The following is a 19,212-nucleotide window of genomic DNA, read 5'->3' as shown; positions in this document are numbered from 1 at the left end:
TCACACGGTCCTCGCGGACCGACGGTACGAGACCACGGCGTACGTACCGAACAGCAGGAGCCACGCGCAGAGCACGGCGATCGTGCCGGCGCCGGGCGCGTGTCCGTCGGTCGTCGCCCAGCCCAGGTCGGCGAACCGGTTGGCGGGGGTGAACCGGCCGATCGAACGCAACCACCCGGGAAGCAGTTCCAGCGGGAACCACAGCCCGCCGACGATCGCGAAACCCATCAGACAGGCCACGTTGACGACCCCGGTGCCCTGCGGAGTGAGCCGGTAGCCGTTGCCGAGGCCGAGCAGGGTGAACGGGAGCGCCCCGATCCACAGCAGCAGCGTCAGGGCGGTCCACTGCCAGGCGGCCAGCCGTACCCCGTTGACCAGTCCGCCGGCCAGCAGCACCGTCAGGATCGTCGGCAGTACGGTCACCGAACCGCTGATCGCCCGGCCCACGACCGCGCGCGAAGGGGCGAGCGGAGTGACCCGCAGCTGCTGCAGCCACCCGAGCGTCTTGTCGGAGGCGACCCCCGTACCGATCGACATGGCGGAACCCAGTGCTCCGTACGCGGCCATGCCGACCATCGAGGCCGTCTTCCAGCCGTCGACACCCCCACCGCCGACGTTGGTGAAGAGCAGGTACATCATCACCGGCATCCCGGTCCCGAAGATCAGGAAGAAACCGTCACGCAGGGTCCGGCGGACCTCCAGCACGATGTAGCGGAACATCACGCGATCTCCCTCTCGGTATCGGTTGCGGGTGCCCCGGCGGCCGGTGCGGTGAGGGCGAGGAAGGCGTCCTCCAGCGTGGCCCGGGAGACCTGGAGGTCACGGATCAGGCCGAGGCGGGCCAGCTCCACGACGGTGGCGTCCGAGTCGTCCGTGTGCAGCAGCGCCCGGTCCCCGGTCACCTCGACGGTGACGACGCCGGGCAGCAGCTCCAGGCCCTCGGTCGGCCGGTCCGCCAGGTCGAAGGAGACGAGGCTGCCGCCGGCCGAGCCCCGGATCGTGTCGCCGCTCCCGTCCGCGACGATCCGGCCCCGGTCGACGACGACGATCCGGTCGGCGTTCTCGTCGGCCTCCTCCAGATAGTGGGTGGAGAACAGGACGGTGTTGCCGCGCCGGGCGTAGGCCCGCATCGACTCCCAGAACGTCCGGCGCGCCTCCACGTCCAGGGCGGCGGTCGGTTCGTCCAGGACGATCAGCTCCGGGTTGCCGGCCAGCGCGACGGCGAAACGGACGCGCTGGGTCTGGCCACCGGAGAGTTTGTCGACGCGCCGGTCCGCGTACCCGGTGACGCCTGCCAGACAGAGCGCCTCGGCCACCGGCATCGGCTGCGGGTAGGTCGAGGCGACGAAGGTGATCAGCTCGCGGACGGTGACCCGCTGGATGGGCCGCCCGTCCTGGAGCATGGCGCCGACCAGGCCGGCCCGGACCGCCTGCTCGGCGGTCCGGCCCAGCACCCGCACACCGCCGGAGTCCGGCTCGTCCAGCCCCAGCAGGAGGGCGATGGTGGTGGACTTGCCCGCGCCGTTGCGGCCGAGCAGGGCGACCGTCTCACCGCGGCCGATGGACAGGTCGATCCCGTCCACGGCCCGTACGGTCCGGCCCGCCCGGCCGAAGGTCTTGACCGCCCCGGTGAGGACCACCGCGGCCGAACTCCCCGTTGTCTGCTTCATGACCACGACGCTACGGAACGGCGCCCGGGGCCCGGCAGGGGTGTGCGTACGGACTTCGCGATGACATATGTCATGGCAAGCAGCGCGCGCCGGGCAACGGATCTGACGCTGCGTCAGCAGCGGTCTTCACAACTGCTGGGTGCTGCGTTATACATGGGGTCATCGGCTAGAACGCGTTCTAGAACGGGGCGTGGCGGCCGGTCCCGCACGACCTCGGTGCGGCCGACGGTGCGGACGGCCGCGCCGAGGTCTTCCCACCATCAAGGAGCGGCTTCCCCATGCCCATTGATGCCGAAAAGGCTGTCGCCGCCGAACCGCGGTCCACCCGGATCAGCTGGGACCACAAGGACGTGCAGCTCTACCACCTGGGGATCGGCGCCGGAGCCGATCCCGACCGGGCCGACCCGGCCACCGACCCCGGCGAACTGCGCTACACCCTGGAGTCACGGCTCCAGGTGCTGCCCTCCTTCGCCACCGTCGCGGGGGCGGGCGCGGGCGTCGTCGGCGGGCTCTCCTCGCCCGGTGTCGACGTCGACCTGGCCGCCGTCCTGCACGGCGGGCAGTCCGTACACGTGCACCGGCCGATCCCCGTGAAGGGCGCCGCCGTACAGACCTCGAAGGTCGCCGCGGTGTACGACAAGGTCAAGGCGGCCGTACTGGTGCTGCGTACCGAAGCCGCCGACGACGAGGGCCTGTTGTGGACGAACGACGCCCAGATCTTCGTCCGGGGCGAGGGCGGCTTCGGCGGTGACCGCGGACCGTCCGAACGGGTCGCCCACCCCGAGGTCGCGCCCGACCACGTGGTGGAGCGGCCGATCCGGCCCGACCAGGCGCTGCTGTACCGGCTCTCCGGGGACTGGAACCCGCTGCACGCCGACCCCGGGTTCGCCCGGCTGGCCGGCTTCGACCGGCCGATCCTGCACGGGCTGTGCACCTACGGCATGACGCTCAAGGCCGTCACCGACACGGTGCTCGGTGGCGACGTGACCCGTATCCGCTCCTACCGCACCCGTTTCGCCGGGGTCGTCTTCCCCGGCGAGACCCTCCGCATCCGGATGTGGACCGGCGAGGACCGCGTCCGGGTCGAGGTGCGGGCCGTCGAGCGGGACGACGCCCCGGTCCTCGGCGACACCGTCGTCGAACACTCCTGAACCAACTCCAAGAGGTCCACAGACCCATGAGGGGAGCCGCACCATGCGCGCAGCCGTACTGCACGAGATCGGCCAGGACAAACTGGAAGTCCTCGACGACGTCGAGGCGGTGGGCTTCGGCCCCGGCAAGGTGAAGCTCCGCATCCGGGCCACCGGACTGTGCCACTCCGATGTCTCCGCGATGAACGGGGTGCTGCCGCAGCCCGCCCCCTTCATCCCGGGCCACGAGGGCGCGGGCGAGGTCGTCGACGTCGGCGACGGCGTCACCGGGCTGAGCGCGGGGGACCGGGTGCTCGTCTGCTGGCTGCCCGCCTGCGGGGCGTGTCCGTCCTGCAAACGCGGCCAGAGCCACCTCTGCCTGGCCGGTTTCATGAACGCCGGGACCCCCAACTTCAAGCGCCCCGGGGGAGAGGTCTTCGGCTTCGCGGGCACCGGCACCTTCACCGAGGAGGTCGTCGTCGGCGCGGGCTGCGCGGTGCCGATCCCCGACGACGTGCCGTTCGAGATCGCCGCGCTGATCGGCTGCGGGGTGACCACCGGGCTGGGGGCGGCCATCAACACCGCACAGGTGGAGGCCGGTTCGTCGGTCGCCGTCATCGGCTGCGGCGGCGTCGGCATCTCCACCATCCAGGGGGCCAGGGTGCGGGGGGCCGCGCAGATCGTGGCCGTCGACCCGGTGGCCGCCCGGCGCGAGGCGGCGCTGCGGTTCGGCGCGACCGAGGCCGTGTCCCCGGACGAACTCACCGACGCCAAGCAGCGGATCACCGCGGGCGAGGGCTTCGACTACGTCTTCGAGGTCGTCGGCAAGTCCGCCACCGCCCGCACGGCGTACGAGAACACCCGGCGCGGCGGCACCCTCTGCATCGTCGGCGCGGGCGCGATGGACGACAACTTCCAGGCCAACATGTTCGAGCTGTTCTTCGACGAGAAGCGGATCCTGCCCTCCATGTACGGGGGAGGGGACGTGCTCCGGTCGTACGAACGGGCCATCGCGCTCTGGCGGGCCGGCCGGATCGACCTGGAATCGATGATCACCCACCGGGTGCGGCTCGACGGCATCAACGACGCCCTCGACCAGATGAGGACCGGCGAGTCGCTGCGTACCTGCATCGAACTCTGATCCCCGCCCCGCTCCCTCCCTGTTCCCACCTGAGAGGACTCCGAGATTCCGATGTCACTTCCCCTGGACGGCATGTCCGCGATCGTCACGGGCGCGGGCCGCGGCCTCGGACGCGCCGAAGCACTGGAGCTGGCGCGGCTCGGCGCGTCCGTCGTCGTCAACGACTACGGACAGCCGGGCCGCGACGGCTCGGGCGAGGCGTCCGCGACCCCGGCCGAGGAAGTCGCCGAGGAGATCCGGGCGGCGGGCGGCCGGGCGGTCGCCCACCTCGGCGACGTCTCCGACCACGACCGGGCCCGCGCCCTGGTGGAGCTGGCCGTCGACACGTACGGAAAGCTCGACATCCTGGTCAACAACGCCGGGATCCTGCGCGACCGGATGATCTTCTCCATGACCGAGGACGAATGGGACTCCGTCATCCGGGTCCACCTCAAGGGCCACTTCAACACCACGCACTTCGCCGCCTCCCACTGGCGCGCCCGCTCCAAGGAGGCCGGCGCCCCGGTCTACGGCCGGATCGTCAACACCTCCTCGGAGGCGTTCCTGGCCGGATCGGCGGGCCAGCCGAACTACGCGGCGGCCAAGGGCGGCATCGTCGGCCTCACCACCTCCACGGCCCTGGCCCTGGCCAAGTACGGCGTCACCGCCAACGTCATCTGCCCGCGGGCCCGCACCCGGATGACCGAGGACGTCTTCGCGGGCTTCCAGGAACCGGCGGACGGCCGGCTCGACGCGCTCGCCCCCGAGCACGTCTCACCACTGGTCGGCTATCTGGCCTCCCCGGCGGCCGCCAAGGTCAACGGGCAACTGCTCGTCGTGCACGGCGGGATGGTCGCGATCGTCGAACGCCCCAAGGTGGCGGCCACGTTCGACTCGTCGAAGGAGACGTTCTCCTTCGACGAGCTGGACGAGCTGATCTCCCCGTACTACGAGGACCGGCCGCAGAACGAGACCTTCGCCGCGGCGGAGGTGCTCGGTCTGAAGCGGGGGTGACCGCGACGGACACGGGTGGGCCCCGGCAGCCGATCGGCTGCCGGGGCCCACCCGTCCCTCGTTGATGTTCCGCGCGGTCAGGCCGCCCGGCCGTCCCCCTCGGAGGGGCGGCGGTGGCGGCCGTGCGGCTGCGCCGCCGCGTCCTCCGTCGACACGCCCCCTCGGTGCTTTCCGGCGCCGCCGGCTTCGGCCCGTTCCGCGTGCGCCACCGGCGGACGCGTCTGGGTCGTGTCGGTTCGGGCTTCAGACATGTGGGAAGTCACCCCGTTGTGATCGCTTATGTGTGTGTCACCAGGGCCGATCACGCCACCGCAACACGGCACGGTCGCCATCGGCGACCGTCGACGACGGCTGCGTAGCCCAGGCCCAGGATTTTAACCAGGCACCGTGCGCCCGGTGAGAGGCGCCTGCGCCAGGGGAATCGGCTTACACACGGGAAGAGCCACCGCGGTGGCGGATGGTTGCATACCGCTTTCCGCGCCCGCCTCCCGCGCCGGCCTTGCGCCGTGTTCCCCGTCCACCGGCGCCTCCAGCAGCGCCACCCCGCACGCCACGTGCTCGTCGGCGTACGGAAGTCTGAGCACGCCGTCCCGGGTCCACACCCCGTGACCGGCCTGCCACCCCTCGGGGGCGGCGAGTTGATGCAGCCGGCGCCCCGCGGGCCGCCACACCCCGAGCCAGCTGCCCGCCGCCCCGTCGATCCGCAGGGCCACCGCGCAGCTCTCCGGCATCAGGGTCTGCCCCGGCTGTACGGCGAACGGCGTCACCGCGACATCCGCCGGGCGCAGACACTCCGGGAATCGCACCGGCAGGCAGCTGCCCAGCACCCCCCACCCGAGCCGGTCGTGCCCCGGCGCGTCCGAGCGGATCAGCAGCAGCCCGCTGTCCGCGTCGGCCAGCAGCAGCCGGTCGTCGCTGTCCGGTGCGATCTGCAGCAGCGGCGTCACCTCGCCACCCCGCTCCAGGTCCACGGCGACCGCCTTGACCGGACCGCCGCCCGGCATCTCCCGGTCCAGCGCCAGCATCCGCCCCGCCCGGTCCAGCCAGACCCCGCCGGAGCAGCGACCCGGCACTTCCGCGACCCGCTCGGGGCCGCAGGCGCCGCCCGCCACCTGCCAGACGGCGGTGGAGTGCGCACCGACCGACAGGGCGTACGCGCTCACGCCGTCCGGCGACGGCGGCAACAGGGTCGGATTCGCGCATCCGACGGCGCCGAGGGGCAGTTCACCGGTACCGGGGCCGGTCGGATAGAGCAGCGAGAAGGCGTGCCGGTCCGCGACCCGGCGCCGGATCAGCACCCGTCCGTCGGCCAGCGGCAGTACCTCGGAGTCCGGCTCCTCCGGCTGGTCCAGGGGGAGCGGTACGGCGTACGGCTCGGGGCCGTCGAGCGTCCAGCGCTCCACGAACCACGCCTGGGCGGCCTCGCCGGACGGCTCGGTGGCGACAGTGCGCAGGGCGAGCCGGGCCGCGTACGAACCGTCGGCGGCGATCGTGAACGAGGGCGGGGCGAGGGCCGCCCCGCAGGGCGTACCGGATCCGCCCCGCGCACCGGCCGCGGCGGCCTGCTCGGGCGGGATCTCCGTCCCGCCCGTCCCGACCGGCTCGTTGTCCGGCTCGTCGTCCGCCAGGGCCGCGTCTCCGGCAGCCCCGGCCGGCCCCTCGGTCCCGTTCTCGATGGCACAGGCAGTCATGGACGGGTCACCTCCGGCAACCGAAGCTAGTTTTCGCACTTCCTGCCGAACAACACGAGACCTGTCTCTTCACACATAAGGGTGGTGATGGCTGGATTCGCCTGAGGGGGAGGGGGTGCCTGTGCTGGCCACCAAGCGGGTGACTAAGGTTAGGCATCCCTAAGCAATAGCTGTGTGACCTTCGACTGGAGCCTGTGATGTCCCTTCGTCGCCGCGGTACTGCCGCAGTCGGCCTGGCGGTGGCTGCCGCCCTTTCCCTCTCGGCCTGCGGGAGCGACGGCGGGGGCTCGGCCGGCTCGGCCGGGTCCGAGGGCGGCGGTGACAAGAAGGCGGCCGTCGCGACGGGTGGCAAGGACTTCGGTGACGCCGCGAAGAAGACGGCGGAGTACGGAACGGACGCCAAGGCGGGCCAGTTCCCCCGGACCCTCACCCACGCCATGGGCAGGACCGAGATCAAGTCCGCCCCCAAGCGCGTCGTCGTGCTGGATGTCGGCGAGTTCGACAACGTGGTCTCGCTGGGCGTCAAGCCGGTCGGCTACGCCCCCTCCGAGGGCGACGCGGCCATTCCCTCGTACCTGAAGAAGGACGCGGGCAACCCCAAGAACGTCGGCACGATCAACAACCTCAACCTTGAGGCGATCGCCCGCCTGAAGCCCGACCTGATCCTCGGCAGCCAGTTGCGCGCCGCCGACAAGTACGACGCCCTCTCCAAGATCGCGCCGACCGTGTTCTCCATCCGTCCGGGCTTCACCTGGAAGCAGAACTACCTCCTCAACGCGGCGGCACTGGACAAGACCGCCAAGGCGAAGAGCGAGCTCGCCGCCTACGAGGCGAAGGCCAAGAAGCTCGGCGAGGACATCGGCCCGAACAAGCCGACCATCTCCATGGTCCGCTACCTGCCGGACCGGATCCGGCTCTACGCCAAGGCGTCCTTCATCGGCACGATCCTGGAGGACGTCGGTCTGCCGCGGCCCAAGAACCAGCAGATCGACGACCTCGCGGCGGAGATCAGCCCGGAGAAGATCGACGAGGCCGACGCCGACTGGATCTTCACCGGCGTCTACGGGGACGTGAAGGCCACCAAGCGCGACACCACCCAGTCCAACCCGCTGTGGAAGAACCTCAAGGCGGTCAAGGACGGTCAGGCCAAGGACGTCTCCGACGAGACCTGGTACCTCGGGCTCGGTGTCACGGCGGCGAATCTCGTCCTCGACGACCTCCGCGCCGACCTCGTGAAGTAACGATTCCCCCGTTCCTGTCGTCGGGCCGCCCGTCGGCCGCGCGCCCCTCGGCGCGCACGCTCGCGCCTCCCCGCGCCTCCGCTCGTGGCGCCGGGCGCCGCGCGGCCGTCCGCCGGGCGACGGCGCCGCCCGACGGCAGGAACCGGCGGACCCGTCGGCCCGTCCGCACGGGTCGCCGAGGCCATGGGCGACGGGGCACCGGGGGCAGGTAGCCTTTTCCTTGTGCCCCGTCTGTCTGAAGTCCTCGCCGAGCTCGACGCTCTCTGGCCGCCCGAGCGGGCCGAAGGATGGGACGCGGTCGGCACCGTCTGCGGAGACCCCGGTTCCGAGGTGGACCGCGTGCTCTTCGCCGTCGACCCCGTCCAGGAGATCGTCGACGAGGCGCTCAGGCTCGGCGCCCAGCTGATCGTCACCCACCACCCGCTCTATCTGCGGGGTACGACGACGGTCGCGGCCGATACCTTCAAGGGCCGGGTCGTGCACACCCTCATCAAGCACGATGTCGCGCTGCACGTCGCCCACACCAACGCCGACACCGCCGATCCGGGTGTCTCCGACGCCCTCGCCGGCGCGCTCGACCTGCGCGTGGAGGGGCCCCTCGTACCGGACCCGGCCGACCTCAAGGGCCGTCGCGGCCTCGGCCGGATCTGTGTGCTCGACCACCCCGAGAGCCTGGCCGACTTCGCCGCCCGCGCCGCCGCGCGGCTGCCCGCCACCGCGCAGGGCATCCGGCTCGCGGGCGACCCGACGGCGACGGTGCGCACCGTTGCGGTGAGCGGCGGCTCCGGCGACAGCCTCTTCGACGCGGTGCGCGCGGCGGGCGTCGACGCCTTCCTCACCGCCGACCTGCGCCACCACCCGGCCTCCGAAGCCATCCAGCACTCCCCGCTCGGCCTGGTCGACGCCGCGCACTGGGCCACCGAATGGCCCTGGTGCGAACAGGCCGCGGCGCAGCTCGACGCGATTTCCGACCGCCATGGATGGGGCCTTCGGGTTCATGTCTCGCAGCAGGTCACCGACCCCTGGACCACCACCACCCACCACTCTTCTGGAGCCCCCAACTGAACGCCGCGCCCGCCGACCAGATCCGACTCCTCGACGTCCAGGCCCTCGACGTACGTCTGTCGCAGCTTGCGCACCGGCGCAAGTCGCTGCCCGAGCACACCGAGATCGAGACGCTCACGAGCGATCTCGCGCAACTGCGCGACCTGCTGGTCGCCTCGCAGACCGAGGAGAGCGACACCGCCCGCGAGCAGACGAAGGCGGAGCAGGACGTCGACCAGGTGCGCCAGCGCGCCGCCCGCGACCAGCAGCGCCTCGACTCGGGCGCGGTCACCTCCCCGAAGGACCTGGAGAGTCTCCAGCGCGAGATCGCCTCACTGGCCAAGCGCCAGGGCGACCTGGAGGACGTCGTCCTCGAAGTGATGGAGCGCCGCGAGTCCGCCCAGGAGCGCGTCGCCGAACTGTCCGGCCGGGTCTCCGCCGTCCAGGCCAAGGCCGACGACGCGACCGCCCGCCGCGATGCCGCGACCAAGGCGCTCGACGAGGAGGCCGCGACCGTCACCAGGGAGCGCGAGCTCGTCGCGGGTTCCGTCCCCGCGGACCTGCTGAAGCTGTACGACAAGCTCCGCGTCCAGCAGGGCGGGGTCGGCGCCGCCCGCCTCTACCAGCGCCGCTGCGAGGGCTGCCGTCTCGAACTGAACATCACCGAGGTCAACGACGTGAAGGCGGCCTCCCCGGACACCGTCCTGCGCTGCGAGAACTGCCGCCGCATCCTGGTCCGTACAGCGGAGTCGGGCCTGTAATGACCCAGCCGCGCGAGCTCGTCGTCGAGGCCGACGGCGGTTCCCGGGGAAATCCCGGGCCCGCCGGTTACGGAGCGGTCGTCATCGACCCGGTGACGGGGGAGACCCTTGCCGAGGCCGCCGAGTACATCGGCGTCGCGACGAACAACGTCGCCGAGTACAAGGGCCTCATCGCGGGCCTGAAGGCGGCGAAGGCGCTGGTGCCGGACGCCTCGGCGGACGGTGCGCTGCGGGTGCGGGTACGGATGGACTCCAAGCTGGTCGTGGAGCAGATGTCGGGCCGCTGGAAGATCAAGCATCCCGACATGAAGCCGCTCGCGGCCCAGGCAGCCAGGATCCTGCCGGCCTCCGCCGTCACGTACGAGTGGATCCCGCGCGAGCAGAACAAGCACGCGGACCGGCTGGCCAACGAGGCGATGGACGCCGGCAAGCGCGGCAAGCAGTGGGAGCCGTCGTCGTCGACGGCCGCCCTCGACACCCCCCGGCCCTCGACGACCGCCGTCCTGCCGCCCGTCTCCGGCCCGCCCGGTGACGCGGCGGCGGGCGCGGCCAGGGCCCGTGCGGCACTGTCCTCCCGCCCGGGAGCCGGACCGGCGGCGGAACCGGCCGCGGCAGCCGCGTCCCCGTCCGCCCCTCAGCTGGGCTGGGGTGCGACGCCCGATCTCGGAGCGCCCGCCACCTTCGTACTGCTCCGGCACGGCGAGACGGCTCTCACCCCCGAGAAGCGGTTCTCCGGCAGCGGCGGCAGCGACCCCGAACTCTCGGCGGCCGGCCGGCACCAGGCCGAACTCGTCGCCCGGTCGCTGGCCGCCCGGGGCACGATCGAGGAGATCGTCAGCTCCCCCCTGCGGCGCTGCCGCGAGACGGCGGCGGCGGTGGCGTCCCGGCTCGGTCTGGAGGTCCGGATCGAGGAAGGCCTGCGCGAGACGGACTTCGGCGCCTGGGAGGGGCTGACGTTCGCCGAGGTGCGTGAGCGTCACGGCGCCGACCTGGACGCCTGGCTCGGCTCCGCGAAGGCGGCCCCCACCGGCGGTGGCGAGAGCTTCGCCGAAGTCACCCGCCGCGTCGCCGCCACCCGCGACCGCCTCACCGCCCGCTACGCGGGCCGCACGGTCCTCCTGGTCACCCATGTGACGCCGATCAAGACCCTGGTCAGGCTGGCGCTCGGCGCCCCGCCGGAGGCCATGTTCCGGATGGAACTCTCGGCGGCCTCGGTGTCCGCGGTGGCGTACTACGCGGACGGGAACATGTCACTCAGGCTGCTGAACGACACGTCGCATCTGAGGTAGGAGGCAGGGAGCGCGGGCAGGCGGCGGGGCATCCACAACCGCCCCGCGCTTCGGTTGCCCCCGCCTCCGTCAGTCGCGCAGCGCCGCCGCCTCGCTAGCCAGCCGTTCCACCCGGGCCCAGTCCTTCGCCGCCACCGCGTCCGCCGGGATCATCCAACTGCCGCCCACGCAGCCGACGTTGGGCAGCTTCAGATAGGACGGTGCCAAGGTGGGCGAGATGCCGCCCGTCGGGCAGAACCGGGCCTGCGGCAGCGGCGAGGAGAGTGCCTTCAGATAGGCCGTGCCGCCCGCCGCCTCGGCCGGGAAGAACTTCATCTCGGTGATCCCGCGCTCCAGCAGTGCGACCACCTCGGACGTCGTCGATACGCCCGGCAGGAACGGCATCCCCGACGCCTTCATCGCGTCCAGCAGTGTGTCCGTCCAGCCGGGGCTGACCAGGAACCGGGCCCCCGCGGCGACGGTCTCGGAGACGTTCGACACGGAGATCACCGTGCCGGCGCCGACCACCGCGTCCGGCACCTCGGCCGCGATGGCCTTGATCGCGTCCAGGGCCGCGGCGGTGCGCAGCGTCACCTCGATGGCCGGGAGCCCGCCCGCGACCAGGGCACGGGCGAGCGGCACCGCGTCGGCGGCGTCCTCCAGGACGACAACGGGGACGACGGGGGCAAGGTCCAGCACAGAGGAGGTCATGCGCCCCATCCTGCCGCGCCCGCAGCATCGTACGCAACGAACGTTGCACATGCTGCAATGCGTGGATCCCCCTGGTCAGTGGAGTTCGGTCACCACGACATCGAGCGACCACGCCCGCCCGGCCCGCGCGGGGGCCTCGGCCTCCACCACGTACCCGAGCTCCCGCAAGGTCTCCACCAGCTCCGCGGGCCCCTTCGGCCGAGCGCCCGCCACCAGCAGATCGCGGACCAGCCGCCCCTTCGTCGCCTTGTTGAAGTGACTGACCACGGACCGCTTCTCGACCCCGTCCACCCTCTGGGAGTGCAGCACCCGCACACTCGCCGTGCGCTCTGCCACCTCACCCTTCGGCCTCCAGGCCGCGGTGTACGCGGACGACCGCAGATCCAGAACGAGCCCGTCCCCGGCCGCCTCCGGCATGACCTGTGCCATCGGGCCGCGCCAGTACGCCCCGAGCGCGCCGAGCCCCGGCAGCTTCACACCCATCGAGCAGCGGTACGAAGGAATCCGGTCGCCCACCCGCACGGCGCCCCACAGCCCGGAGAAGACCAGCAACGACCTGCCGGCCCGCCGCCCGGCCGCCGCGTCCAGGGAGGCCAGGTCCAGGGCGTCGTACAGCACCCCCGTGTAGATCTCCCCGGCCGGACGCGTCCCCGCCGTCCGCAGCTCGACGTTCTTCGCGATCTCCCCGCGCAGCCCCTCGCTCAGCCCGAGCACCTCACGGGCCTTCTCCTCGTCCGCCGCGCACAGCTCGACCAGCTCGTCGAGGACCGCGGCCCGCGCCGGGGCCAGCCCCGGCAGTGACAGCGTCTCCGGCTTCAGGGGTGCTCCGCGCCCCGACGCGGCCTTTCCTTCGGAGGGCGGCAACAGCACGAGCACGGCGGTTCTCCTTCGTACGCACAGGCAGGCGGGCCGCGGAGGCCCGCGCCCAGCGTACGGGGGCGCCGCAGACCCACCGGAGCCTGTCCGGCACCCGGGATGCCGCCCCGGCCGCCCCGCCATACGCTCGATCCATGCCCCGCCGCCATCTCCACATGACCGGGCCGGCCGACACCCCGCTGAGGGCGGCCCTGCGCAAGCTGCGCACCGAGCTCGACCTGCCCGACGGCTTCCCGCCCGCTGTCCTCGCCGAGGCGGCGCAGGCAGCGGTGGCCCCGGCGGTGTCGGGCCACAAGGACGAGACGGACCTGCCGCTCTTCACCATCGACCCGCCCGCATCGGCCGACCTCGACCAGGCCGTGCATCTCGAACGCCGCCGTCACGGCTTCCGCGTGCACTACGCCATCGCCGATGTCGCCGCCTTCGTACGCCCGGGTGGCGCACTCGATGCCGAGGCCCACCGCAGGGTGACGACCCTCTACTTCCCCGACGGCAAGGTCCCCCTCCACCCCACCTCGCTCTCCGAGGGCGCCGCCAGCCTCCTCCCCGGGCAGACCCGCCCCGCCGCGCTCTGGCGGATCGACCTCGACGCCGAGGGTGCCGTCGTCGCGACCTCGGTGCACCGGGCCCTCGTCCGCAGCCGCGCGAAGCTCGACTACGCGGGCGTCCAGCGGCAGATCGACACAGGCACCGCCGAGGAGCCCCTGGCACTGCTCCGGGACATCGGACGGCTCCGCGAGGAGCAGGAGGTCGCCCGCGGCGGCATCTCCCTCAACGTGCCCGAGCAGGAGGTCGTCGCGCGCGACAGCACATACGGCCTGGAATACCGCGCCCCGCTGCCCGCCGACGGCTGGAACGCCCAGCTCTCCCTGCTGACCGGCATGGCCGCCGCCCACCTCATGGCGGAGACCGGCACCGGCATCCTGCGGACCCTGCCGGTCGCGCCGGACGGCGCCGTGGCCCGGCTGCGCCGCTCGGCCGAGGCGCTCCACATCGACTGGCCGCACCACGTCCCGTACGCCCAGGTCGTCCGCTCCCTCGACCCGAGGAGGGCCGATCACGCCGCGTTCCTCCAGGAGTGCACCACGCTGCTGCGCGGCGCCGGCTACACCGTCTTCGAACGCGGTGAACTCCCCACCCCCGCCATCCATGCCGCGGTCGCCGACCTCTACACCCACTGCACCGCCCCGCTGCGCCGCCTGGTCGACCGGTACGCGGCCGAGCTGTGCCTCGCAGCGGTCGCGGAACACGACCCGCCCGAATGGGTCCTCGCCGCCCTGCCCGACCTGCCGAAGGAGATGGCGGACGGAACCAGGCGCGCCAACACGGTGGAGCGCGAGTGCGTCGACGTGGTCGAGGCGGCGCTGCTCAAGGACCGGATCGGCGAGATCTTCGACGCGTACGTGGTCGACGTGCTGGACCAGGAGCCCACCACGGGCACCGTCCACATCGACGTCCCCGCCGTCGTCGCCCGGATCGAGGGCGGCACGGAGAAGCTTCCGCTGGGGGAGCGGCTGCGGGTCAGGCTCGCCCAGGCGGATCCTGGCACCGCGAAGGTCCTGTTCGCCCCCGCGTGAGCGCGGCCACGACGGCGCCCGGGTCATCCGCATGGAACCGCACGGTCCGCGCCCACCCGCGCTTCCCGAGCGGCCGGACGAACTCCACCGGAGAGACCAGCTCCACGGTCACCGTCGTCTGACCGCCCACGACGAGGTCCAGCACCTCGTCCGCCCCTGTCCGCACCGGCCCGCCCTCGGGATATCTCCGCTCGACCCGTGCACCGGCCACCGCGCCGGCGGGAACCCGCAGGTCGAACAACCCCCCGTACCGAATGCGCAGCGCCCCGTCGGCGTCCACGACATGCGGCCGGGTCACACACGCGGCGTGGAGGGCGAGAACCAGGAGCACCCCGTACACATCGGCCACGAGCAGCACCGCGTGCACGACCGGCCACGGGACCAGCAGCGCCAGCATCACCGTCTCGACCAGGGCGACGAAGGCCAGCCCATACAGCATCGCGGTCTGCGGCCCGGTGTACGGGACGGCGAGGGCGCCCTCCGGCACACCGTGCCGCCGCCGCAGCACCCACAGCCCGAGACTGTGCAGGCCGCGCACCTCGTGCGCGAGGAGACGGCGCGCCTTGTCGGGTACGACGGCACGGAGCGCCGCGCCCATCGCCGCCCGCCGTCCGGCACCGGCCCGCCGCCCCGCGCGCCAGAGCCGCCACAGGGCCATGGCCTCGAACCCGAGCACGCCGATCACCAGGGCCTCGGCCCCGAGCAGCACCGCACCCGGAACCCGGGCCCCCGCCGCCAGGCAACCGCCCAGGCCCAGCTCGACCGTCAGCGCGGCGCCCACGGCCCACCGCGCGATCCGCACGCTCATCCCGTCCCCTTCCCCGCCACACGCGCCGACAGGGCCGCCATCACCCGGCGCACCACCTCGGCCTGCGCGGGCGCGTATTCGTCGAGCAGGGCCTGGCCGAACCCCGCCGTGACCGGCCCGTCGGAGGGGATCGCCGCCAGCACCTCGTCCGGTACGGCAGCGACCAGATCGGTGGCGAGCGCGGCGACCCGGGGGTCGTCCACGGGCGCCGCGACCAGTGCGTCCAGCCGCTCGTACAGCGTGTGCGCGGCCGGGTCCTCGGCCAGCGGCCTCAGCGCGGCATAGACCTCACTGCCGACGCCCGCCGTGTCCAGGAGCACCAGGTGCTCGCGGTCCTTGGCAGCCGTCGGGGAGTCGGTGACCACAGCCGCGCCCAGCAGCTCGGCCAGCGCGGGCGACACGGGCTCCTCGGCGCTCACCGGCCCGTCCAGCAGCCGGGCCAGCCGGCGCCGCCGCTCCCGGATCTCGTCCTCCTGCCGGGCCAGGTCGGCATCCAACTCGACGATCACGTCGACGAGTTCACGCCCGGAATCGTCGGCGAGGACGTCCCGTACCTCGTCCAGCCCGAGCCCGAGCTCGGTGAGACGCCGGATCCGGGCCAGCACCACGGCATCGCGCACGCTGTAGGCGCGATAACCATTGGGCCGGCGCGCGGGCTCGGGAAGCAGTCCGATGTGGTGGTAGTGCCGGATCGCCCGCGAGGTGACCCCGACGAGCGCGGCGATCTCTCCGATGCGCATGGAGCCAGTAGAAACCTTGACGCTGCGGCAAGGTCAACCGCGCACCCCACCCGTCCGCATCTGACAACCGCGCTCCCTCCTGTGCCACGATCGAGGGAAGCACTCCCATCTCACGGACGGCGGATCCATCGATGTCCCCATCTGGCGGGCGACCGAGGAAGGGGCGTGACATGACTGCGATGCCGCACGAACCGCTCACGCAGGCGGACGTCCTGCTGGAGGGCTTCCTGGCGCTGGATACGCCGGAGGGCTTCCGGGCCGAGCTCATCGAGGGGGACATTGTCGTGACGCCGCCGCCGGACGGGGACCACGAGGACTGCATCGGCCTGATCCTGGAGCAAGTGATCACCCACGCACGCACGAAGATGCAGTTCTCCGGGAACAAGGGACTGAAACTGGAAAGCGGTGGACGCTGCCCCAGGAACCACGTCATCCCCGATGGCACCTTCGCCCCCACCGAGCTGCGTCTGTACCGGGGAGCGGACCCCTGGATGCCGTGCGAGGGAGTGGCCCTCGTCATCGAGGTCACCTCGACCAAGCCCCGGGCCGACCGCACGGACAAGCGGCACTGCTACGCCCGCGGACCCATCCCCCTGTACCTGCTGGTCGACCGCGAGGAGTCCTCGGTGACGCTGTTCAGCGAGCCGGAAGGGGACGACTACCGTCAGCACTGCACGATCCCGTTCGGCAAGTCGCTCACCCTTCCGGCCCCCTTCGCCTTCGACCTGGCGACCGAGGCGTTCATCTGAGCCACCCCGTCCGGCGCCCCCGGCCGGGCGGGTAGCATGGTCGGCACGGCAGACGAGCCGGGCGGACGGCCGCGTGGGGATCCTCGGATCTCCCCGAGGAACGTCCGGGCTCCACAGGGCAGGGTGATGGCTAACGGCCACCCGGGGTGACCCGCGGGACAGTGCCACAGAAAACAGACCGCCGGGGACCTCGGTCCTCGGTAAGGGTGAAACGGTGGTGTAAGAGACCACCAGCGCCTGAGGTGACTCAGGCGGCTAGGTAAACCCCACCCGGAGCAAGGTCAAGAGGGGCCGTCGCGAGACGGCCCTGCGCGAATGTTCGAGGGCTGCCCGCCCGAGTTCGCGGGTAGACCGCACGAGGCCGGCAGCAATGCCGGTCCTAGATGGATGGCCGTCTCCCCGGCCGCCGCGAGGCGACCGGGCGACAGAACCCGGCGTACAGCCCGACTCGTCTGCCGCCACCTGCGGCTTTGCCTTCGAAAGGGCCTCTGACCTGCGTCGGAGGTCCTTTCCGGGCTTTCAGGGGCTTGCTGCTTCGGGCGACAAAAAGTCCCTCGAAAGTCCCTCGGACAGCGCTGAAAGTCCCTGAAAAGTCCCTGAGGGACCGAGGTTCAGAGCAGGTGCCGGTTGGGCGCCTGCGCGGCGTTCGCGTACTCAGGCACTGCCACGACCGTTACGCCGGAGTCTTCCAGAATCTCGGTGCCTTCAGCACCGGCAACGAAGGTGTCGGGCTCGCTCCAGGCGGTGACGACGCGGCGAAGGCCGGTGTCCCGGATGAGCTGGGCGCAGGGACGAGGGCGGGATGCTCGCTTGGCACAGGGTTCCAGGGAGCTGTATGTTCTCGCGCCGGCCCATCCCCTACCCGCAGGGCGGCTGGCCGAAGTACCTCCGTCAGCTGGGCCTCTACGGCTTCACCGGCCCGGCCCTAAAACGCTTCCGACAACTCCAACAGGGGCCCCTGGAACGCGCCGAGGGAGTGGAGATGCTGCGCTTCGTCGAACACGGCCACGCCGTGCAGATGATCCCTGTCGTGGACGACGGCGTAGCAGTGGACACACCAGAAGACCTCGCGCGAGCCGGCCATCTGCTCGCCGCCGGTGCATCCACCGGCGGCCTGGTGCGTTGATGTTCACGCTCCTACTCATTGGACACGAGCGCTGCACCGGGTGGCTACACCAGGACGGGAAGCGCTGCGAGCCCGCGAACGAGTCGAGTGCGCCGCCATTCTGGGGAGTGCCGACACAGCGATGGATGCTATGGCCGAAGCCGAGATGAGCGGCGGCGTCTCGGTCCAAGTCGAGCAGGTCCGGCGACGGGAACCGCTTTGGGTCGCGGTCGGCGGTTCCAAGAGCGACCAGCAGATCGACGCTCTCGCCGACGCCGGATGCAGCCGGATCTTCGCGGACAAGAACGCCGAACGCGCTGCCCTGTCGGCTGTGGGCCATGTTCGCCTTCCGGCCCGCGCAGCACCGGCGTGAGGACCGCAAGCCGCGGCCGGGTTCCACGAGGGGAAACGCAAGGTCCGATACCCGCCAGCGCCGACTTCCACCATGTCGCAGTCTGAAGGAGGTGGTCAGATGCCGGGCCCGGCCGACCACCGGAACCACCTCTTTCCGAAAGGTTTCTCCATGTCTTCCCGTCTGGACTCCAAGGTTTTCGTCGTCACCGGCGGCTCCTCCGGCATCGGTCTCGCGGTCGCCCGGCGGCTCGCCTCGGAAGGCGCTGCTGTCGTCATCGGCGCCCGCCGCAAGGACGTCGGTGAGGAGGCCGCCGGGAACATCCGCGCTACGGGTGGTCGGGCGCTCTTCGTTCCCGCGGACGTCTCCGTCGAGGCCGACGCCGCCGCCCTGGTCGCGGCGGCGGTTTCCGAATTCGGCCGCCTGGACGGGGCGTTCAACAATGCCGGCGCCATCAACGCGTCCGGCCCGGTGTCCAGCATCGACGGCGCCGCGTGGAACGCCGAGATCGCGCAGAACGTCACCAGCGTCTTCAACTGCCTCAAGCACCAGATCCCGGAGGTCCTCAAGACCCGCGGAGCGGTCGTCAACAACGCCTCCAACATGGGTGTCGTCGCGCTGCCCGGCGTCGCCCCGTACGTCGCCGCCAAGCATGCGGTCGTGGGCCTGACCCGGGCCACTGCGCTCGAAGTCGCTGAGCAGGGCGTGCGGATCAACGCCATCACCACGGGCGGCGTCGACACGCCGCTGTCCCGCGGTTCCATGATGACCAGCGATGCGGCCGTCGCGCAGATCTCAGCGATGCACCCGGTGAACCGCATCGCCCAGCCCGAGGAAATCGCCCCGCTCGTGGCGTTCCTGCTGAGCGATGAAGCCTCGTTCATAACCGGTGCGGCCCTCGCGATCGACGGCGGATTCACCACCCGCTGACCTGAAGGTCCCCCCGGCCGGTTCCGAAGCTGGTCTCGCCGTCCCAGAGTCCTTGTGGTCCGCGTAGCCGGATCACGTTGCCGTGACCCGGCTACCCGACCACAGTGCCGCAGAGCCGCCCCGGTGAGACAACGACCAGGGCGGCCCTGCGAGTGGCGCGGGTCAGGCTGTGCGGCCGAACGCCGTGGACTTCCACTGACACTCTGGTGGGTCACGGCGTCCCAACCGAGCTGTTGCTCGCGGGTGGTGGATGTGGCCACCTGCCACCCGCAACGCCCTACCTTGAGCTTGGCACCAAGGCCCGCACCAGAGACGGCGCTTGCTCACTGTTTCCGTGAGGAGTTACGGCTCAGGGCGGCCGAGAGGTTCGCCCAGGGTGAGGCGAGCTCGGTGATCGCCAAGGACCTGCGGGTCAGCGTCCGCTC

General features: G+C 71.8%; 19 protein-coding genes, 1 other RNA gene and 2 pseudogenes. 12 read left to right on the top strand and 10 right to left on the bottom strand.

Going from position 1 to position 19,212, the window contains the following annotated elements:
* Positions 1-720 carry an ABC transporter permease gene (locus ABZ826_RS09990; RefSeq protein ID WP_361445014.1) on the bottom strand — a complete coding sequence of 240 codons (720 nt, stop codon included), beginning with the start codon at positions 718-720 and terminating at the stop codon, positions 1-3.
* Positions 720-1,670 (bottom strand): ABC transporter ATP-binding protein, encoded by a 951-nt coding sequence (locus ABZ826_RS09985; RefSeq protein WP_361445011.1) that lies wholly within the window; start codon positions 1,668-1,670, stop codon positions 720-722. Before ABZ826_RS09985 ends, ABZ826_RS09990 begins: the two co-directional genes overlap by 1 nt.
* A gap of 278 nt (positions 1,671-1,948) precedes the next feature.
* On the opposite strand from ABZ826_RS09985, the gene ABZ826_RS09980 reads away from it, so the two are divergent.
* From ABZ826_RS09980 to ABZ826_RS09970, 3 genes are read left to right on the top strand one after another with little or no spacing between them, the layout of a single operon-like run.
* Positions 1,949-2,821: a MaoC/PaaZ C-terminal domain-containing protein gene (locus tag ABZ826_RS09980; RefSeq protein ID WP_361445008.1), complete on the top strand. Its 873-nt coding sequence runs from the start codon at positions 1,949-1,951 to the stop codon at positions 2,819-2,821.
* A gap of 43 nt (positions 2,822-2,864) precedes the next feature.
* Positions 2,865-3,941, top strand: a complete 1,077-nt coding sequence (locus ABZ826_RS09975) for a Zn-dependent alcohol dehydrogenase (RefSeq protein ID WP_361445005.1) — start codon at positions 2,865-2,867, stop codon at positions 3,939-3,941.
* Positions 3,942-3,992: 51 nt separating this feature from the next.
* Positions 3,993-4,934 (top strand): 3-oxoacyl-ACP reductase, encoded by a 942-nt coding sequence (locus ABZ826_RS09970; RefSeq protein WP_361445002.1) that lies wholly within the window; start codon positions 3,993-3,995, stop codon positions 4,932-4,934.
* 77 nt (positions 4,935-5,011) lie between these two features.
* On the opposite strand, the gene ABZ826_RS09965 is transcribed toward ABZ826_RS09970, so the two are convergent.
* Together ABZ826_RS09965 and ABZ826_RS09960 are read right to left on the bottom strand one after the other, a co-directional pair.
* On the bottom strand, positions 5,012-5,185 hold the full coding sequence (locus tag ABZ826_RS09965) for a hypothetical protein (RefSeq protein ID WP_361444999.1): 174 nt from the start codon (positions 5,183-5,185) through the stop codon (positions 5,012-5,014).
* Between the two features lie 123 nt (positions 5,186-5,308).
* Entirely contained in the window at positions 5,309-6,625 is a 1,317-nt protein-coding gene (locus tag ABZ826_RS09960; RefSeq protein WP_361444996.1) for a hypothetical protein, read from the bottom strand.
* Between the two features lie 197 nt (positions 6,626-6,822).
* Here ABZ826_RS09960 and ABZ826_RS09955 point away from each other — a divergent pair, with 197 nt between their 5' ends.
* From ABZ826_RS09955 to ABZ826_RS09940, 4 genes are all read left to right on the top strand, one after another.
* Positions 6,823-7,866 carry an iron-siderophore ABC transporter substrate-binding protein gene (locus tag ABZ826_RS09955; protein ID WP_361444993.1) on the top strand — a complete coding sequence of 348 codons (1,044 nt, stop codon included), beginning with the start codon at positions 6,823-6,825 and terminating at the stop codon, positions 7,864-7,866.
* A gap of 222 nt (positions 7,867-8,088) precedes the next feature.
* Positions 8,089-8,931: a Nif3-like dinuclear metal center hexameric protein gene (locus ABZ826_RS09950; RefSeq protein ID WP_361444990.1), complete on the top strand. Its 843-nt coding sequence runs from the start codon at positions 8,089-8,091 to the stop codon at positions 8,929-8,931.
* On the top strand, positions 8,928-9,671 hold the full coding sequence (locus tag ABZ826_RS09945; RefSeq protein ID WP_361445478.1) for a C4-type zinc ribbon domain-containing protein: 744 nt from the start codon (positions 8,928-8,930) through the stop codon (positions 9,669-9,671). Before ABZ826_RS09950 ends, ABZ826_RS09945 begins: the two co-directional genes overlap by 4 nt.
* Entirely contained in the window at positions 9,671-10,960 is a 1,290-nt protein-coding gene (locus ABZ826_RS09940) for a bifunctional RNase H/acid phosphatase (protein ID WP_361444987.1), read from the top strand. Before ABZ826_RS09945 ends, ABZ826_RS09940 begins: the two co-directional genes overlap by 1 nt.
* Positions 10,961-11,029: 69 nt before the next feature.
* Here the strand turns inward: ABZ826_RS09940 and eda are convergent, their stop codons facing one another.
* Positions 11,030-11,650, bottom strand: a complete 621-nt coding sequence (gene eda / locus ABZ826_RS09935; protein ID WP_361444984.1) for a bifunctional 4-hydroxy-2-oxoglutarate aldolase/2-dehydro-3-deoxy-phosphogluconate aldolase — start codon at positions 11,648-11,650, stop codon at positions 11,030-11,032.
* A 75-nt stretch (positions 11,651-11,725) separates the two neighbouring features.
* Complete coding sequence (yaaA, locus tag ABZ826_RS09930; RefSeq protein WP_361444981.1) at positions 11,726-12,526, bottom strand: peroxide stress protein YaaA; 801 nt, start codon at positions 12,524-12,526, stop codon at positions 11,726-11,728.
* A 134-nt stretch (positions 12,527-12,660) separates the two neighbouring features.
* On the opposite strand from yaaA, the gene ABZ826_RS09925 reads away from it, so the two are divergent.
* Positions 12,661-14,103 (top strand): RNB domain-containing ribonuclease, encoded by a 1,443-nt coding sequence (locus ABZ826_RS09925; protein WP_361444978.1) that lies wholly within the window; start codon positions 12,661-12,663, stop codon positions 14,101-14,103.
* Here the strand turns inward: ABZ826_RS09925 and ABZ826_RS09920 are convergent.
* Positions 14,048-14,911: a hypothetical protein gene (locus ABZ826_RS09920; protein ID WP_361444976.1), complete on the bottom strand. Its 864-nt coding sequence runs from the start codon at positions 14,909-14,911 to the stop codon at positions 14,048-14,050. The genes ABZ826_RS09925 and ABZ826_RS09920 overlap by 56 nt on opposite strands.
* Positions 14,908-15,651, bottom strand: a complete 744-nt coding sequence (locus ABZ826_RS09915; RefSeq protein ID WP_361444974.1) for a MerR family transcriptional regulator — start codon at positions 15,649-15,651, stop codon at positions 14,908-14,910. The genes ABZ826_RS09920 and ABZ826_RS09915 overlap by 4 nt, the downstream gene beginning before the upstream one ends.
* 179 nt (positions 15,652-15,830) lie before the next feature.
* On the opposite strand from ABZ826_RS09915, the gene ABZ826_RS09910 reads away from it, so the two are divergent.
* On the top strand, positions 15,831-16,400 hold the full coding sequence (locus ABZ826_RS09910) for a Uma2 family endonuclease (protein WP_361445475.1): 570 nt from the start codon (positions 15,831-15,833) through the stop codon (positions 16,398-16,400).
* Positions 16,401-16,453: 53 nt separating this feature from the next.
* An RNA gene (rnpB, locus tag ABZ826_RS09905) (RNase P RNA component class A) lies at positions 16,454-16,855 on the top strand.
* A 156-nt stretch (positions 16,856-17,011) separates the two neighbouring features.
* Here rnpB and ABZ826_RS09900 read toward each other — a convergent pair.
* A pseudogene (locus ABZ826_RS09900) lies at positions 17,012-17,248 on the bottom strand (5-amino-6-(5-phosphoribosylamino)uracil reductase); the annotation flags it as partial.
* Here ABZ826_RS09900 and ABZ826_RS09895 point away from each other — a divergent pair.
* Positions 17,236-17,526 (top strand): hypothetical protein, encoded by a 291-nt coding sequence (locus ABZ826_RS09895; RefSeq protein ID WP_361444971.1) that lies wholly within the window; start codon positions 17,236-17,238, stop codon positions 17,524-17,526. The pseudogene ABZ826_RS09900 and the gene ABZ826_RS09895 sit on opposite strands and share 13 nt — an antisense overlap.
* A 44-nt stretch (positions 17,527-17,570) precedes the next feature.
* Here the strand turns inward: ABZ826_RS09895 and ABZ826_RS09890 are convergent.
* A pseudogene (locus tag ABZ826_RS09890) lies at positions 17,571-17,761 on the bottom strand (cytochrome P450); the annotation flags it as partial.
* Positions 17,762-18,028: 267 nt separating this feature from the next.
* Here ABZ826_RS09890 and ABZ826_RS09885 point away from each other — a divergent pair.
* Entirely contained in the window at positions 18,029-18,787 is a 759-nt protein-coding gene (locus tag ABZ826_RS09885) for an SDR family oxidoreductase (RefSeq protein ID WP_361444968.1), read from the top strand.
* Positions 18,788-19,212: the final 425 nt, after the last annotated feature.

This window comes from Streptomyces sp. NPDC047515, assembly GCF_040643055.1.
Lineage (GTDB): Bacteria > Actinomycetota > Actinomycetes > Streptomycetales > Streptomycetaceae > Streptomyces.
Note: the sequence above shows the minus strand (reverse complement) of the source record. Positions and strands in the feature narration are given on the sequence as shown.